Source organism: Alkalilimnicola ehrlichii MLHE-1, assembly GCF_000014785.1.
In the GTDB taxonomy this organism is placed as follows: Bacteria; Pseudomonadota; Gammaproteobacteria; order Nitrococcales; family Halorhodospiraceae; genus Alkalilimnicola; species Alkalilimnicola ehrlichii.
In genome coordinates this window covers 712,484-730,119 of the sequence record NC_008340.1, presented here as the reverse complement: position 1 = coordinate 730,119, position 17,636 = coordinate 712,484, and the positions used below count along the sequence as shown (strand labels likewise).

Genomic DNA, 17,636 nt, shown 5'->3' with positions numbered 1-17,636 from the left:
GACGCCCCATGCCAGCCTTGCGCAAACCGGGCCACGGCCCCGCCCTGACCATCTGCCTGGCCTACGCGGCGCTCGGGCTGCTGTGGATTTTCGGCTCAGACCGCCTGTTGCTGGTGCTCATAGAGGACACCGAGCTGGTGGCCCGGCTGCAAACCGCCAAGGGCTGGTTCTACGTGCTGGTGACCGCCGGGCTGCTCTACCTAGTGATCCGCTTTACCATCAACACCACCCGGCTGGAAGAGCAGGCCCGGCGCCCTCGCGCCCCTGATTCCGACCTGCTCCCCGTTGCCGGCGACTACTGGGTGCCCGTGGGCATCCTGACCGGGCTCGCCGGCGGATTGGCGGCGCTCGGTTACCTCTTCTACCACCAGGTCTCCAGTACCCCCACGCCCCCGCCGGAAGCGGATATCCGGCACCTGGCGCGCTGGAGCTTCACCACCGGTCTGCTGCTGGTGGTCGCAGCGGGCACGGGCATCATCCTCTGGTGGCGGGGCCATGTGCACGGTCTGGAGGCCCGACGGCTACGCACCGAGTTGATGGCGCAGGCCGACCTCGCCGCGCGAGAGCGGGCCTACGAGACCCTGGCGGAAAACTCACCCGACATCATCGTCCGACTCGACCGCGACCTCCGGCATCTCTACGTCAACCGTGCCCTGGAGGCGTTCACCGGCATCCCGCGGGAGCACTACCTGGGCCGAACACACGAGGAGGTCGGCTTCCGCGGCAAACTGCTCGCGACCTGGGAGCGGCACCTGAACCAGGCGCTGGAAAGCGGCGAACCCGGGACCATGACCTTTTCCCATCCGGACCGCGAGGGCCGGGTCCGCCACTTCGAGGCGCTGATCGTCCCGGAGACCGATGACACCGGCAATATCGCCCATGTGCTCTGTATCAGCCACGACGTGACCGGCCACGTCCAGGCCCGCGAGGAGATCAGCCGACTGCGCGATCTCTACGCTGCCCTCAGCCAGGCCAATCAGGTCATCATCCGTATCGACGACCCCAAGGAATTGTTCCAGCGGACCTGCGAGGTGGTGGTCCGGTATGGCCGACTCGACATGGCCTGGATCGGGTTGGTGGATCAGGCCAGTGGCCGCGTCACCCCGGTGAGCCGGGCCGGTCGCGACATGGGTTATCTGGACGAGATCCGTATCAGTACCGATCCTGCGCGCCCGGAGAGCCGGGGCCCGGTAGGACGCGCCATCCGCCAGCGGCGGGCCAGCGTGTTCGACCGGTTCCTGGATCACCCGGACGCCGGCCCCTGGCAGGCCGCCGCGGCCCGCCGCGGGTTTCGCTCGGTCGCCGCCTTCCCCCTGTTCCAGAGCGACGACTGCATCGGCGCATTGGCCGTCTACTCCAGCGAGGAGCGCTTTTTTAGCGCGGATATCATCCAGCTCATGGCGGAGATGACCGGGGACCTCTCGTTCGCGCTGGACAACATAGAGCGGGAACAGGCCCGCAAGGCGGCCGAAGAGCAGATGCGCCTGGCCGAGGAGGTGTTCGAGCACAGCACCGAGGCCATCATCATCACCGATGCCAGACAGCGGATAATGCGGGTGAACCGGGCCTTCACTGAACGCACCGGCTATGTCCCCGACGAGGTGCTCGGCCGGCGCCCGCACATGCTCCGCTCCCCCCACCACACGCAACAGTTCTACCGCCGTATACTCGCCCGGCTCCGCCGCCACGGCTTTTGGGAAGGCGAGATCTGGAACCGGCGCAAGGGGGGCGAAAACGCGCCCCTTTGGCTCACCCTATCGGTGGTCCGGGACGAGGCAGGGCGGATCACCCACTATATCGCGGTAGGCCTTGACCTTACCGAGACCAAGGATCGCGAGGCGCACATCCGCTACCTGGCCCAGCACGATCCGGTCACCGGGCTGCCCAATCGCGGGTTGCTCGCCGACCGATTGGGACAGGCGTTGCGCCGCGCCCAGGACCAGCACTACCGGCTGGCCCTGCTGTCGCTGGACCTCGACCGTTTCAAGATCATCAACGAAACCCTTGGTCATGTGGCCGGTGACGAGGTGCTGCAAACGGTGGCGCAGCGCCTGCAAGACCACGTGAACGGGGCGGGCACGGTCTCCCGGATCGGCAGCGATCAGTTTCTGATCCTGCTGCCGGAGATCCACAAGCCCACCGAGGCGGCCCAAGCCGCCGAACGCCTGATGGCCTGCGTCGCCGAGCCACTGGACCTGAGCGGACAGGAGCTGACCCCCTCCAGCGTCGTGGGCATCGCACTCTACCCCGAAGACGGGGATAACCTCGAGACCCTGCACAGTCACGCGGATGCGGCCATGTCGATGGCCAAACAGGCCAGTGGCCATGAGGGCTACCGCTTTTTCAGCAGCGACATGACCAGCCGCGCCCGCGAGCGCCTGTCGCTGGAGAGCCGGCTGCGCCGCGCACTGGACCGGGGTGAATTCCGCCTACATTACCAGCCGCAGGTAAGCCTGGCCGACGGCACCCTCACCGGAATGGAGGCCCTGCTGCGTTGGCACGCCGGGGACGAGGGCGACATCTCACCGGCGCGCTTCATCCCCATCGCCGAGGAGACGGGGCTGATCGTCCCACTGGGCCGCTGGGTGCTCGGCGAGGCCTGCCGCCAGAACCGCGCCTGGCGGCAGGCCGGGCTTCCCGCCCTACCGGTCTCGGTGAATCTATCGGTGGTCCAGCTCCGTCGCAGCGACGTGGTCGCAGACGTGCGCCGGGCACTGGAGACCAGCGGCCTGCCTGGTGACGGGCTCCACTTGGAGGTCACCGAAAGCCTCTTTTTGAGTGAGGACGACCCGGCGGTGGTCACCGGTTTCCAGACCCTTCGGGAAATGGGCATCAGTCTGGCCATTGACGATTTCGGGACCGGTTATTCCAACCTCGGCTATCTCAAGCGATTGCCCATCGCCAAGCTGAAGATTGACCAATCCTTCGTCCGCGGCATAGGCGACAGCGGCCACGACACAGCGATCAACCAGGCCATCATCAGCATCGCCCGCAGCCTTGGCCTTGGGGTCATCGCCGAAGGGGTGGAGACCGCGGCCGAGTTACGGGTATTACAGGCGCTGGGCTGCGACGAAATCCAAGGCTTTTACTACAGCCGCCCGCTGGATGCGGAGCGCGCCGGCCAACTGATGGCGGCTCCACCCCCACTGCATCATGGGGCCTGAACCCTCGGCGCAGAGGAGGCCCGTGACGCCTGCCCGCGCCCTCCACCGGCACGGACGAGGCTGCTGAAAAGGCCCACGGGGTGTAGAATAGAGAGGCTTAGCGGGTTCCACCCCCCCGTGGCGCAACGCCACACATGAAACCTGCTTATAAACATTACAACCCGACATGGAGGCACCCGAATGGCGAGCCGTAAGATCACCGTTCTGCCCGGCGACGGCATAGGGCCGAGCATTGTAGAGGCCACCCAACGCGTCCTGGACCGACTCAATTGCGGGCTGGAGTACGAATACGCCGACGTGGGGCTGACCGCGCTGGAACAGGGCCGGGAGCTCATCCCACAGGAGGCCCTGGATGCCATTGAACGCAACGGCATTGTCCTGAAGGGCCCCATCACCACCCCGGTGGGCGAGGGCTTCACCTCGGTCAACGTCACCCTCCGCAAAGAATTCCAGCTCTTCGCCAACGTCCGCCCCGTCATCACCATCCCCGGCACCCGCGCCCGCTACGAGAACATCGACATCATCACCGTGCGCGAGAACACCGAGGGTATGTACTCGGGCATCGGCCAGACGCTAAGCGAGGACGGCAACACCGCCGAGGCACGCTCGGTGATCACCCGGGATGAATCCCTGCGCCTGGTGCGCTTCGCCTTTGACATGGCCCGGCGGCTGGGGCGCCAACAGGTCACGGTGGTCCATAAGGCCAACATCCTGAAGACCACCTCGGGGCTGTTTTTGAATTGTGCCCGCGAGGTGGCCGAGGACTATCCCGACATCGAGATGAACGAGATGATCGTGGACGCCTGCTGCATGAAGCTGGTCATGAACCCAGAGCAGTTCGACGTCATCGTCACCACCAACCTGTTCGGTGACATCATCTCCGACCTCTGCGCCGGGCTGGTGGGCGGCCTGGGCATGGCACCGGGGGCCAACATTGGTGAGGACAAGGCGCTGTTCGAGGCCGTGCACGGTAGTGCTCCGGACATCGCCGGCAAGAACATCGCCAACCCCACGGCCATGATGCTTGCGGCCGCGTTGATGCTTGATCATATGCAGCTGCACGAGCCAGCGAGCCGAATGCGCACCGCCATCCGCAACGCCATCTTTGCCGGCGACCGGGTCACCCCCGACCTGGGCGGCCACGGTACCACTACCGGCTTCACCGACGCGGTGATCGAACGCATCTGACCTTAAAGCCCGCCGGCCAACGCGCCGCTGCGCCGTGCGAATCAGCTTCGCGTAACGCAGCGGCGCGCCCGCGACCACGGGGCTTTTGCGTGGCTCCGCTGCTTTCCATTAAGCTTCCCGCCAGACCCGCTTACGGAGCCGACGATGACCGACCAGCCCTTCATCCCCATCTACAACCCACGCCCGCAGTATGACCAGCTTCGCGAGCAGCTCGAGGCGACCGCCCTGCGCGTGCTGGCCTCAGGCGGCTACGTACTGGGTCCGGAAGTGCAGGGGCTGGAAGCGGAGGTGACCGAGTTCCTCGGCGTCGAGCACGCCATCGGCTGCAACAGCGGCACCGATGCGCTGATCATCGCCCTGGCGGCGCTGGGCATCGGGCCGGGCGACGAGGTGATCACCTCGCCCTTCACCTTCTTTGCCAGCAGCGAGTCGGTGGACCTGGTGGGGGCCAAACCGGTCTTTGCCGAGATCGACCCCACCACCTTCAATATCACCGCCGAGACCATCGCGGCGGCGATCACCGAGCGCACCCGGGCCATCATCCCCGTGCATCTGTACGGTCAGGGGCCGGACATGGCGGCCATCAACGCCCTGGCAGAAAAACACGGGCTGAAGGTACTGGAAGATGTGGCCCAGGCCTTCGGCGCGCGCCAGGGGGAGCGGCGCTTGGGCAGCCTGGGCGACATTGCCGCCCACAGTTTCTACCCCACCAAGAACCTGGGTGCCGCCGGCGATGCGGGCATGATCACCACCAACGACGCGGCGCTGGCCGAGCGCTGCCGGCTGCTGCGGGTGCACGGCTCCAGCCGCCGCGATCACCACACCGCCATCGGCTACAACTCCCGGCTGGACGCCCTGCAGGCGGCCCTGTTGCGGGTCAAGCTGCCCCACCTGGACGACTGGAACGCCGGCCGTCAGGCCGCGGCCGCCCGTTACGACGACCTGCTGGCGCCCCTTCCGGAGGTAACGCCGCCGGTGGTCGCGCCCCACGGTGACCACGTCTTTCACCAGTACACCCTGCGGGTGCCTTCGGACCGGCGCGACGCCATCCGCCAGTACATGAACGATCAGGGGGTCGGCGCCAACAGTTACTACTCCGCGCCGCTGCACACCCAACCGGTTTACCGGGAGAAGGGCTACACCGTGAGTCTGCCCGAGGCCGAGCGCGCCGCGCGCGAGGTGATCAGCCTGCCCATGTGGCCGGCCATCGACCGGGCCACCCAGGTGCGGGTGGTGGAGGCGCTGAAAGAGGCTTTGAGCAAGGCCTAGGTGAAGGCAAACGAACAGCTCGGGTCCGGGCATGGCCGGCCCCGCTGCGCGGGCCCGAATCAGGGAAGAACAGCGGGGCTGCCATGGCGAGGGCCGCGGGTTTTCGGTCGTCATCGCGAGGGGGGCGCCCCACCCGTCATCGCGAGGGCCGAAGGCCCGCGGCGATCCAGGGCGGTAGACTGCCACGTCGGCTTCGCCTCCTCGCAGTGACGGGGGAGGCCCCCCCACCGTCATCGCGAGGGCCGAAGGCCCGTGGCGATCCAGGGCGGTGGACTGCCGCGTCACTTCGCTCCTCGCAGTGACGGGGGAGGCACCCCCACCGTCATCGCGAGGGCCGAAGGCCCGTGGCGATCCAGGGCGGTGGACTGCCACGTCGGCTTCGCCTCCTCGCAGTGACGGGGGAGGCACCCCCACCGTCATCGCGAGGGCCGAAGGCCCGTGGCGATCCAGAGCGGTAGACTGCCACGTCGGCTTCGCCTCCTCGCAGTGACGGGGGAGGCCCCCCCACCGTCATCGCGAGGGCCGAAGGCCCGTGGCGATCCAGGGCGGTGGACTGCCGCGTCACTTCGCTCCTCGCAGTGACGGGGGAGGCACCCCCACCGTCATCGCGAGGGCCGAAGGCCCGTGGCGATCCAGGGCGGTGGACTGCCACGTCGCTTCGCTCCTCGCAGTGACGGGGGAGGCACCCCCACCGTCATCGCGAGGGCCGAAGGCCCGTGGCGATCCAGGGCGGTGGACTGCCACGTCGGCTTCGCCTCCTCGCAGTGACGGTGGGGGTGGGGCCCCGCTCGCAGTAACGGGGGGTGGCCCTTGCCACGTGACAGTCGGAGTCGGGCCGGCTCAGGCAGGCTTGCGGGCCACCAGGCAGGCGACGTCGCGGAGGCCTTGGGTGGTATCGCCCTGGTCCCCCTCCTCGCGGTACAGCAGCGGCCGCAGGCCCGCGAAGAGGGTCAGCAGCTCCCCCTCGGCCAGGCGGAATGCCGGGTTGGACGGGCCGGCGTCGGAGACCCGCGCCCGGCTCCAAGTCTGGTAGAACAGCACCCCACCCGGGCGCAGGGCCCGGAACAAATCGGGCGCGGTGGGCCGGTGGAGGAAGTGGGCCACCACGATCACGTCAAAGGACACCGCCGGCGGCGGGTGCTGCTCCACGTCGCGCTCGCGGGGGGTGATAGCCAGCCCCTGGCGCCTGGCGCGCTCCATCAGCCGTTCCAGCGCCACCGGCGAGTAATCCCAGGCCTCGGTCTCCAGCCCGGCGCCAGCCAGCAGCATGGCGTTGCTGCCTAACCCGCAGGCCAGATCCAGCGCCCGCCCCCGGGGCGGCAGCAGGTGCAGGTTGTCCGCCAGCACGGCCGCGGCAGAGCCGGGCTCGGCCTGCCGGTAGCGCTGGTCCCAGCCCTGGCGGCGCCAAGAATCGCCCCCAGCCGGCGCTCTGTCGCTGACCATACACACACTCTCCTCGCGTGAGATCGCTGCCTACTGCTCGGCAATCTCCAGGATGGGGCGCACGATGTCGTTGCGGGTGATAATGCCCCGCAGTTCGTTGTCCTTAAGCACCACCACCCGCCGGAACTGCTGGCGCACCATAAGCTGGGCCACGTGCTTGCACTCCAGCTCGCCACTCACCGAGATCACCGGCTTGGTGCAGACGTCGTAGACGTTGATCAGGTCGATATCGCCCTCTTCCGCCACGATGGTGCGCAGGATCGTGGTGTAGGTGATAATGCCGTAGGCATCGTGCGGCCCCTGCTTCTCCACCACCAGGGATTTCACCCCGTGGTCCTTCATCCGCTTCATGGCCTCACGGATGGTGGCCAGCGGGGAGATAGTGACCACATCCTCTCTCATGATGTCTTTAACCAGCATGTCGGCTCCTGACGCTCTTGGCGGGTTTTAAAGCTCGTCCTTGATCTGCGATTCGAACTTCTGGACCTGCGCCGTATCGATGCCGGCGATATGCTCCAGCGGTATGGTAAACACCACCCCCTTGCTGTGCGAGTTCAGGTCCAAATCCTTGGTCAGTTGCTTGAGCACCTTCACCGACAGCTTCTTCTCCAGCACGAAGACCAGCACCGACTGACTGCCCTCATAGGTCAGCCCGAAGAAGGTCTTCTTCTCCTTGGTGCCGATACCCCGCCCGTCCAGGATGGTGACGCCACCCGCCCCGGCCTGCTTGGCCGAGTCGATGGCCTGCTCTTCCAGGTCCTCGGCCAGGATGGCCACTAGCACTGCGAACTTCATGTCTGCACTCCTCTCGCCTTGGCGATGCGCTCCACGGCGATGGCGTAGAGCATTACCGTGATGATGGGGAAGATCGACGCGAATGCAATCAGCCCGAAGCCGTCGATGATGACACTGCGCCCCTCGATGTGGGTGGCCAGCCCGATACCCAGGGCGGTGACCAGCGGCACGGTGACCTCGGAGGTGGTCACCCCGCCCAGATCGAAGGCCAGCGCCACGATGTACTTGGGCGACAACCAGGTGAGCAGAATCACCAGGGTATAACCGGCCATGATGTAGTAGTGGATGGAGTCGCCGGTGATGATCCGGTGCACCCCGATAGTGATACCAATGGCCACCCCGGCCGCCACCAGCAGCCGGATCACGTTGCCCTTGAGCTTGCCCTTGGCCGCCTCCTCCGCCTTGTCGCCGATGGCGATCAGCGCCGGCTCGGCCATGGTGGTGGCAAACCCGATGGTGAAGGCGAAGAGGTAGAGCCAGAAGAAGCCCTCCAGGGCGATGAGCTGCTCGGCCATGCGCTCGCCGATGGGGAACAGCCCCAGTTTCAGCCCCACCACGAAGGCGTACAGCCCGACGATGACCAGCACGAAGCCGGCGACGACCTTGTGCAGGTGGGCGATGCGCTTGCGGATGACCAGGTACTGGAAGATCAGGATGACCCCGATGATAGGCAACACGTCCCGCACCATCAGCCCCAGATCCGTGAGCATGCCCAGCAGCACGCTGCCGGCCACCGGATCGGCCACCCCCTCGGTCTCGGCCTCCATCTGCAGCCCATTGGCGGCCACATCGCCCGTCTCGCCGAAGGTGTAGACCATGATGCCGTAGAGCTGCACGGTGATCATGGGCACCATCACCGCCAGCGCCACCAGGCCAAAGCCGTGGGTGAGGGCGTTGCGCCCGCGCAGGGAGACCGCCAGCCCGATACCGAGGGCGGCGATCAGCGGCACCGTGACGATGTTGGTGGTCACCCCGCCGGAGTCGTAGGCCAGGCCCACGATCTCCTCGGGCGAGAAGAAGGTGACGGCAACCACGATGATATAGCCGATGATCATGTACCAGTGCAGGCTGTGCCCCAGGATGATGCGCACCACGCCCAGGGCCACCACCGCGCCCACGGAACCGGCCACCAGCAACCGCAGGGTGAAGGCATTCACCCGCCCCTCGCTGATCACCTCCGCCTGATCCGCCACCGCGATCAGGGCCGGTTCGGCGATCACCGCCGCGAACCCCAGGCAGAAGCCGAAGACCATCAGCAGGGGCAGCGAGCCCCGTTTGGCGAACTCGTTGGAGATGTTCTTGCCGATGGGAAAGATGCCCAGTTCCAGCCCCTGCAGGAACAGCGCCACACCCAGCACCACGATGCCCAGGCCCAGCACCATGGACATCATGCCCTCGGGCACTTCCTGCATCACCACGAACTGGAAGAAGGCCACCACCGCAATGATCGGCAGCAGGTTGCGGAAGGCGTGCTTGAGTATCCCGTAAAATTCCTTGAGCTGATTCACTGATTCGTTGTCTTCTTAGCTCGCGTGGGATGAGCGGAAAGGTCGACGGTCAATCGTCGGCCCGGGTGCCGGCAATGATCTCCCGGCGGATGGCCTCCACGTCGATCCCCCCGGTCTCGCTCACCGGCAGGACGAAGGCCAGGCCCTGGTCGGGCTTGATCAGGTCGAGTTCGCGGTTGAGGCGCTCGGAGATGAGTTCCGCGGCCGCGTCGGGCAGCACCCAAAGGAGGATCTTGGTAAGGCCCCGGTAGGTGAGGCCGAAGAAGGTGATGCGTTCGGGAAAACCGATACCGCGACCGGAGAGTATCGTGACCCCGCGGGCCCCCTCTTCCCTCGCGATCCGCACAGCCCGCTCTTCCAGTTCATCGGCGATGACCGCCACCAGGAGTTTCGCCGTCACAGCCCTCTCCTTCCGTCGTAATACCGGGGAGCATACCATGGAATTTCACTGGCCCGATCGAGCTTCGGGCCATGCCCCAAGACCCACGCTGAGGTCCACCAGCGAGGGCTTTCCAAGTAGGCTAGCAGCATGGACTGGATCTATCCGCTCATCCTGATCGGGGCCGGCCTGATCGCCCTCTCGGTGTTCACCTCGGTGATCGCCTTTCGCTTCGGCGCGCCCCTGCTGCTGGTTTTCCTCTGCATCGGCCTGATCGCCGGAGAGGACGGGCTGGGGTTCGTCTTCAACGATGCCGATCTGGCCTACCTCGTCGGCAGCCTGGCGCTGGCCGTCATCCTGTTCGATTCCGGCTTTGGCACACCGGTCCAGACCCTGCGCCGGGCCGCAGGGCCGGCGATTATCCTGGCCACCGTGGGCGTCCTGCTCACCACGTTGCTGGTGGGTGTGGCGGCTCACTTCCTGTTTGACCTGCCCTGGCCCTATGCCTTCCTGATGGGCGCCATCGTCAGTTCCACCGACGCGGCCGCCGTTTTCTTCCTGCTGCGCGCCGGCGGGGTGAAGATCTACAAGCGGGTCCGCTCGGTGCTGGAGGTGGAATCCGGCTCCAACGACCCCATGGCCATCTTCCTGACCCTGTTCTTCATCGAGTTAATCCTGGCCGGTGGCACCGAGATGCCGTGGGGCCTGCAGTTTCTGCTCGGCTTCGGCCAGCAGATGGGGCTGGGGCTGGTCATGGGCCTGGTGGCGGGCTTTCTGATCGTGGAGCTGGTCAACCGTATCCAGCTGGAGGAGGCGCTCTACCCCATCGCCGTGATGGCCATGGCGCTCTGCCTCTTTGCTGCCACCGGCTACCTGGGGGGCAGCGGCTTCCTGGCGGTTTACGTGGCCGGGATCGTCGCCGGCAATCGGGCCATCCGGGGTGCGGCCAAGCTGCGTCAGTACCAGGCCGGTATGACCTGGTTGGCGCAGATCATCATGTTCCTGGTGCTGGGGCTGATCGCGACCCCCTCGGAATTCATCCCGGTGGCCATGCCGGCCATCGCCCTGGGCCTGTTCCTGATGCTGATTGCCCGTCCGCTGGCCGTCTGGCTGTGCGTACTGCCCTTTCGGCTGGAACGGGAGGCCACCACCTTTCTCTCCTGGGTGGGGCTGCGCGGGGCCGTCTCCATCCTGCTCGGGATACTGCCCATCGTGGCGGGGGTGGAGAATGGCCAACTGTTCCTCAACGTGGCCTTCATCATGGTGCTCACCTCGCTGCTGATCCAGGGCTGGACCATCCGCCCCGCCGCCCGGCGCCTGAACCTGATCGTGCCCGAACAGCTCGGCCCGGTGGAACGGGTGGAACTGGCCCTGCCCGGCGCGCCGCGCCACGAGTTGGCGGTTTACCGGGTTACCGAGGACAGCCCGGTGGGGAAAGGCGAGCCGCTACCACGTTGGGCGCGGCCGTCACTGGTGGTGCGCAATGAGCAGACCATCCGCTACCAGGATGCCAGCCATCTGCAGCCCGGCGATTACGTCTACATCTTCATCCCACCCGATTACCTCGGCTTGCTGGACCGGGTGTTCGCCCGCCCGGTCCCGCCGAGCAAGGACGACCAGGCCTTCTTCGGCGAGTTGCGGATCAACCCGGACCAGCCCCTCTCCGCGTTGCAGGCGGCCTACGGCGTCGATTTGGGGGACCTACCGCCGGACGAATCCATTGCCGAGCACATGCGCCGGGCGTTACAGGGTCGTCCGGTAGTGGGTGACCGGGTACCGCTCGGACCGGTGGAACTCATCGTGAGGGCGGTGCGGGACAAGCGCGAAGTCACGGACGTGGGCCTGGCCCTCGGGCACCAGGCCGACCCTGAGCAGCCCGGACACAACCTGCCCCGCCTGCTACTGGACCTGCTGCGCCCGGGGCGCCGATCCTCCCGCCCCTGAGCACCGCGCCCGCTTGCCCGCGGCCGGCACCTCACCCAAGCCCGGGCGGTCAGCGCACCGGGGCCGCCTGCCGCTGGCCTTCACCGGTATCCACCCAGGGCAGCCGCCGCAGCACGGCCTTTTCCAGCTCCACGATCACGAAGACCGCCAGGCCAAAGGCGAGGATGCGGCCCCAGTCCGCCATCCCGATGGGCTCCAGCCCGAAGAGGGTGTTCATGACGGGCAGGTAGGTGAAGCTGAGCTGCAGCACCACCAACACGCCGATGGCCATCCACATGGCGCGGGACTTGAAGATCTCCCCGCCCACCAGCACCGGCTGGTAGATCAGCCGCAGGTTGAACAGGTAGAAGGCCTGCCCGGCCACCAGGGTGTTGATGGCCACGGTGCGGGCCAGCTCGTCGGAGACCCCCACCACCTCTTCCATGTAGACGAAATGGCCGAAGGTGCCGATCCAGAGCAGCACCGCTACAAAGGGGATGCGCCAGAGCAGGAAGCCGGAGAGCAGCGGCGTATCCGGCGCGCGCGGCGGCCGGCGCATCACCCCCGGCTCGCTGGGCTCGAAGGCCAGGGCCATGGCCAGGGTGACCGAGGTGACCATGTTCACCCAGAGCACCTGCACCGGCGTGAGTGGCAGGGCCAGCCCCATGAGGATGGCCATCATGATGGTCAGCGACTGCCCCGCGTTGGTGGGCAGCATGTGCAGAATGGCCTTGCGGATGTTGTCATAGACCGTGCGCCCCTCCTCCACCGCATGGGCAATGGAGGCGAAGTTATCGTCGGCCAGCACCATCTCCGAGGCCTCCTTGGCTGCCTCGGTGCCCTTGTGGCCCATGGCCACCCCCACATCGGCCCGCTTCAGCGCCGGGGCGTCGTTCACCCCATCGCCGGTCATGGCCACGATCCGCCCGCCGGCCTGCAGCGCCTCCACCAGCCGCAGCTTGTGCTCGGGGCTGGTGCGGGCGAAGACGTCGGTCACCGCCACCGCCCTGTGCAGCTCACGGTCGTCCATCGCGTCGATCTGGTGCCCGCTCAGCGCCCGACCGCCGCCCTGTCTGTTGATCCCCAGCATGTCGCCCACGGCGCGGGCGGTGATCAGATGGTCGCCGGTGATCATCTTCACCCGCACGCCGGCCCCGATGCACTCTTTCACCGCCCGGATGGCCTCGTCCCGGGGCGGGTCGATAATCCCCACCACGGCCATCAGGGTGAAATCGCCCTGCTCCACGTGCTCGTAATCCAGGGTGCGCTGCCCCGGCTTCCCGTCACGGGCGGCAATGGCCAGCAGCCGCTGGCCGCGGCCCGCCACCCCGTCCATGAGGCCCTTCCAACGGGACTCGTCCAGCGGTTCCGGGCCCTCCCTGCCCATTTGCCGCCGGCAGAGCGACAGCACCCGCTCCGGCGCCCCCTTGAGGTAGATCACCTCGTGCCCGTGGTGGTCGTGGTGCAGGGTCGCCATGTACTTGTGGTCGGACTCGAAGGGGATCACATCAATCCGCGGGTATCGCTCCTGCTGACGCTGCGGATCCATGCCCGCTTTGCGCGCCACGGTCAGCAACGCCCCCTCGGTGGGGTCGCCCTCCATCACCCAGTCGCCGTTCTTCTCGTAGAGCTGGGCGTCGTTGCAGAGCAGACCGGCGCGCAGGGTCTCCCAGAGGGCCGGGTTATCCTCCGGGTCGACGTCGCGATCATTAATGGAAAACCCACCGTGGGGGGCGTAACCCACCCCGTCCACCTCCACCTGCCGGTCGCAGAAGGCCAGCACCTGCACGGTCATCTCATTGCGGGTCAGGGTGCCGGTCTTGTCGGAACAGATCGCCGACACTGACCCCAGGGTCTCCACCGCCGGCAGCTTGCGGATGATGGCGTTGCGCCGGGCCATCTTCTGCACCCCGATGGCCAGGGCAATGGTCATGATCGCCGGCAGCCCTTCGGGGATGCTGGACACCGCCAGGCTGGCCGCGGCCAAGAACATCTCATCCAGCGGGTAGTCGCGCACCCAGTAGCCGAAGGCGAAGGTGGCCGCGGAGATGGCAATGATCACCGCCGCCAGCCAGCGGCCGAACTGCTCCACCTGCCGCACCAGCGGCGTCTGCAGGCTCTCCACCTCGCCCAGCATGGCGGAGATGCGGCCGATCTCGGTCCGCTCGCCGGTGGCCACCACCACCCCCACCCCGCGACCGAAGGTGACCAGGGTGCCGGAGTAGGCCATGCCGGCGCGGTCCCCGAGCGGGGCGTCCTTGGCCACCGGGTCCAGCCCCTTCTCCACCGGCACCGATTCACCGGTGAGCACTGCCTCCTCGATGCGTAGGTTCTTGGCCTCGAGCAGCCGCAGGTCCGCCGGCACCTTGTCGCCGGCCTGCAGGTGGATGATGTCACCGGGGACGATCTCGGCGGCCGGGACCTCCCGGCGCTTGCCGTCGCGCACCACCACCGCCATGGGCGAGAGCATCTGGCGGATGGCATCCAGGGCCTTCTCCGCCTTGCCCTCCTGGACGAAGCCGATCAGGGTGTTGATGAGCACCACGGCGGCGATCACGCCGGTGTCCACCCAGTGGCCCAGCAGGGCGGTGCCGATGGCGGCGGCAATCAGGATGTAGATGAGGATGTTGTGGAAATGGCGCAGGAAGCGCACCAGCGCACTGGCGCGTTCGGGCGGCTTGAGCTCGTTGCGACCGTACCGGTCGAGCCGGTCCCGGGCCTCGTCGGGACTCAGCCCCTCCCGGGTGACCGCCCAGTGCCGGCGCACCTGCTCGCACGAGAGTGCATGCCAGGCCTGGTCATTGCCGGCCCCCTCCGGCAATCCGGTACCTGCCTCGCCCTGCCGCTGATCGTCCGCCATCAAAGCCCTGCCCGTCTCGTGTGGATGAATTCACAGGGTAGCGGGTTGGCGGCGGCTCGTTAAGCTATCCCTGGCAAGGGCCGGCCTTCAGCGGACGTGGGCGACTTCCTGGCCCAGCATTTCGGCGGTGACCAGCACCACGTCCTTCGGCGTGACAAAAAAGCGGCGCCGATCCTCGGCCGGATCCTCACCGATCACCGTACCGGCGGGAATCCGGCAACCCTCGTCGATCACCGCCTTGCGGATCCGGCAACCCTCCCCCACCCGGACATCGGGCAGGATCACCGCCTCGTGCACCGTGGCCCCAGGCTGCACCACCACCTGGGAGAAGAGCAGCGAGTCGCGCACCTCGGCACCGTGGATGATATCGCCGCCGGAAACCATGGAGTTGATGGCCGTACCGTGCCGGCCGTCCCGCCCCTGGATGAACTTCGCCGGCGGCAGTTGCGCCTGGTAGGTCCAGATCGGCCACTCCTCATCGTAGAGGTTGAGCTCGGGGTCCTCGCCGATCAGCTCCATGTTGGCCTGGAAGAAGGCGTCCACCGTCCCCACGTCCCGCCAGTAGGCCTGCTGACCGGAGACCGGATCGCTGAACGGATAGGCCTGCACCTTGTGGTTGGCGATGGCGTTGGGGATGACGTCCTTGCCGAAATCGCGGGAGGAGTCGAAATTCTCGGCATCCTCGCGCAGTAGCTGGAAGAGGTAGTCGCGGTCGAAGACGTAGATCCCCATCGAGACGAGGGCTCGGTCCGGGTTTCCGGGCATGGGCGTGGGGTCCTTCGGCTTTTCGTTGAAGGCCAGCACCTGGCGCTCTTCGTTCACGCTCATCACCCCAAAGGCGGAGGCGCGCTTGCGCGGCACCTCCACGCAACCCACGGTCATGGCCGCCCCGGACTCGGCGTGGCGGGCGATCATGCCGCCGTAGTCCATTTTGTAGACGTGGTCGCCGGCCAGCACCAGCACGTAGCTGGGGTTGTGCGCCTTGATGATGTCGATGTTCTGGTAGACCGCATCCGCCGTGCCGGCATACCAGAGCGGCTTGTCCATGCGCTGCTGCGCCGGCACCAGCTCCACGAACTCGCCGAACTCGCCGCGCAGGAAGCCCCAACCGCGCTGGATGTGCTGGATGAGCGAGTGGGCCTTGTACTGGGTGAGCACCTCAATGCGGCGGATGCCGGAGTTGATGCAGTTGGACAGGGGGAAGTCGATGAGCCGGAACTTGCCGCCGAAGGGTACCGCCGGCTTGGTCCGCCAGTCGGTGAGGTTGGACAGCCGCCCCCCGCGCCCCCCGGCCATGATCAGCGCCAGCGTATCCCGGGTGAGGCGGCTGACGAAGCGGGGGTTGCATTCCAGGAACATGAGCGACCTCTTGCTGATAGGGGTTTCGCCCCGCCGGCCCAGGGCACCCGTAAGGATACCGGCCGCCGTCACCCCTGCCAACGCGCGCCCCCGTGTCACGTCGCCGTTGTGCTGGGGGCGGAGGGGGCGTGATTACGGTTCAGGGGACGCCGTGAACCCGTCCATGGGGGCTTTTAAGCGGCATCCCTGCCGCTTAAACCCCTGAACCGTAATCACGCCCCCTCCGCCCCCAGCACAACGACGGCCCCGGCACCGCGCCTTTCCCGGAAGCGCGTTCAGTTTCGCCAGAAGGCGAATGTGAACAGAATCAGCAGGGTGAAGACCTCCAGCCGCCCGAGCAGCATGGCGAAGCTGGCCATCCATTTGATCGGGTCGGGCTGGAGGGCGAAGGTGGTCGCCACCTCGCCAAGCCCCGGACCCAGTAGGTTGAGGGAGGCGATGGTGGCGCCGAAGGCGCTTTCCATATCCAGGCCCATGGCCATATTCAACCCGGTGAGCACCAGCGCCGCCAGGATATAGACCGTATAGAAGCCCCACACCGCCTGCACCACCTGCTCGGGCACCGCCCGGTCTCCCAGTTTCACCCGATAGACCCCATGCGGATGGATGGTGGCGTTCACCTCACGCGCGCCCTGCTTAAACAGCAGCATGATGCGAATCACCTTCATCCCCCCGGCGGTGGAGCCGGCACAACCGCCGATGAAGGACAGGCTGGCGAGCACCAGGGGGATATACAACGGCCATTCCGCGAACACCGCCGTGGAGAACCCGCTGGTGGTGAGCACTGAGGCCGTCTGGAACAGGGCATAGCGCACCGCGTCCCATACCGACTCGTAGGTGGACATGAAGACCAGCGCACTGGCGATCACCACCGTAGCCGCCAGAAACAGCCCCAGGAAGAAGCGCGCCTCAGGGGTGCGCAGATAGACCCGGGGATCGCGCGAGCGCCAGACCAGGAAGTGCAGCGCGAAGTTCATCCCGCCCAGCAGCATGAAAACCACCGCAATCAGTTCGATGGTCACGCTGTTGAAGTAGCCGATGCTGGCATCGTGGGTGGAATAGCCCGCCGTCGCCACCGTTGAGTACGCGTGCCCGATGGCATCGAAAGGCGTCATGCCCGCCAGCCAGTAGGCCAGCGCGCAGGCCACGGTGAGCGTCAGGTAGATGGCCCAGAGGGCGCGGGCGGTATGCATCAGCCGCGGGGTGAGCTTCTCGTCGGCGGTCACCCGCGAAACCTCGGCGCGGTAGAGCTGCATCCCCCCGATGCCGAGCATCGGCAGAATGGCCACGGCCAGCACCACCACACCCATCCCGCCCAGCCACTGGAGCTGTTGGCGGTAATAGAGGATGGAGCGCGGCAGGTCATCCAGACCGACGATGACCGTGGCCCCGGTGGTGGTGAACCCGGAGATGGACTCGAACACCGCATCGGTGGGCGTCATGCCCAGGCCGAACATGAAGGGCAGCGACCCCACCAGCCCCAGCACACTCCAGAAGAGGGCGACGACCAGGAAGCCATCACGGACCATCAGGTCCTTGCGGTCGGCGCGCACCGGCAACCAGAACAGCACCCCGAGCACGGCGACAATGAGCCAGCTCAACCCGAAGGTCCCCCACTGGCCATCGCCATAGAATAGCGACACCCCCAGTGGCGGGATAAAGTTGAAACTAAAGATGACCACCAGCAGGCTGGTGATTCGCAGGATGGTTCTCCAGTGCACGGGTCACTCCCTGGCCAACCCGGTGGC

Annotated in this window: 12 protein-coding genes; 4 read left to right on the top strand and 8 right to left on the bottom strand. The window is 66.7% G+C overall.

Annotated features, from left to right (window positions below; genetic code table 11):
- Positions 1–8 precede the first annotated feature (8 nt).
- From MLG_RS14680 to MLG_RS03420, 3 genes are all read left to right on the top strand, one after another.
- Positions 9–3,164, top strand: a complete 3,156-nt coding sequence (locus tag MLG_RS14680) for a sensor domain-containing protein (protein WP_011628414.1) — start codon at positions 9–11, stop codon at positions 3,162–3,164.
- 180 nt (positions 3,165–3,344) lie between these two features.
- On the top strand, positions 3,345–4,352 hold the full coding sequence (locus MLG_RS03425; protein ID WP_011628413.1) for an isocitrate dehydrogenase: 1,008 nt from the start codon (positions 3,345–3,347) through the stop codon (positions 4,350–4,352).
- 144 nt (positions 4,353–4,496) lie between these two features.
- Positions 4,497–5,621 (top strand): DegT/DnrJ/EryC1/StrS family aminotransferase, encoded by a 1,125-nt coding sequence (locus tag MLG_RS03420; RefSeq protein WP_011628412.1) that lies wholly within the window; start codon positions 4,497–4,499, stop codon positions 5,619–5,621.
- 840 nt (positions 5,622–6,461) lie between these two features.
- Here the strand turns inward: MLG_RS03420 and MLG_RS03415 are convergent.
- The 5 genes from MLG_RS03415 to MLG_RS03395 are packed head-to-tail and all read right to left on the bottom strand — an operon-like array spanning position 6,462 to position 9,806.
- A complete protein-coding gene (locus tag MLG_RS03415; RefSeq protein WP_011628411.1) occupies positions 6,462–7,064 on the bottom strand; it encodes a class I SAM-dependent methyltransferase in 603 nt (200 codons plus the stop codon).
- 30 nt (positions 7,065–7,094) lie between these two features.
- Entirely contained in the window at positions 7,095–7,484 is a 390-nt protein-coding gene (locus tag MLG_RS03410; protein WP_011628410.1) for a CBS domain-containing protein, read from the bottom strand.
- Positions 7,485–7,511: 27 nt separating this feature from the next.
- Positions 7,512–7,859 carry a P-II family nitrogen regulator gene (locus tag MLG_RS03405; RefSeq protein WP_011628409.1) on the bottom strand — a complete coding sequence of 116 codons (348 nt, stop codon included), beginning with the start codon at positions 7,857–7,859 and terminating at the stop codon, positions 7,512–7,514.
- On the bottom strand, positions 7,856–9,367 hold the full coding sequence (locus tag MLG_RS03400) for a DUF1538 domain-containing protein (RefSeq protein WP_011628408.1): 1,512 nt from the start codon (positions 9,365–9,367) through the stop codon (positions 7,856–7,858). The genes MLG_RS03405 and MLG_RS03400 overlap by 4 nt, the downstream gene beginning before the upstream one ends.
- Positions 9,368–9,416: 49 nt before the next feature.
- Positions 9,417–9,806 (bottom strand): P-II family nitrogen regulator, encoded by a 390-nt coding sequence (locus MLG_RS03395; RefSeq protein ID WP_011628407.1) that lies wholly within the window; start codon positions 9,804–9,806, stop codon positions 9,417–9,419.
- Between the two features lie 90 nt (positions 9,807–9,896).
- Between MLG_RS03395 and MLG_RS03390 the strand changes: the two genes are divergently transcribed.
- Positions 9,897–11,690, top strand: coding sequence for a potassium/proton antiporter (locus tag MLG_RS03390; protein ID WP_011628406.1), 1,794 nt, complete (start codon positions 9,897–9,899; stop codon positions 11,688–11,690).
- Between the two features lie 49 nt (positions 11,691–11,739).
- Here the strand turns inward: MLG_RS03390 and MLG_RS03385 are convergent, their stop codons facing one another.
- From MLG_RS03385 to MLG_RS03375, 3 genes are all read right to left on the bottom strand, one after another.
- The gene (locus MLG_RS03385) at positions 11,740–14,529 is read right to left on the bottom strand and encodes a cation-transporting P-type ATPase (protein ID WP_011628405.1); all 2,790 of its coding nucleotides are present in this window, start codon (positions 14,527–14,529) and stop codon (positions 11,740–11,742) included.
- A gap of 87 nt (positions 14,530–14,616) precedes the next feature.
- A complete protein-coding gene (gene glgC, locus MLG_RS03380) occupies positions 14,617–15,888 on the bottom strand; it encodes a glucose-1-phosphate adenylyltransferase (protein WP_011628404.1) in 1,272 nt (423 codons plus the stop codon).
- A 275-nt stretch (positions 15,889–16,163) separates the two neighbouring features.
- Entirely contained in the window at positions 16,164–17,609 is a 1,446-nt protein-coding gene (locus tag MLG_RS03375) for a TrkH family potassium uptake protein (RefSeq protein WP_011628403.1), read from the bottom strand.
- Positions 17,610–17,636: the final 27 nt, after the last annotated feature.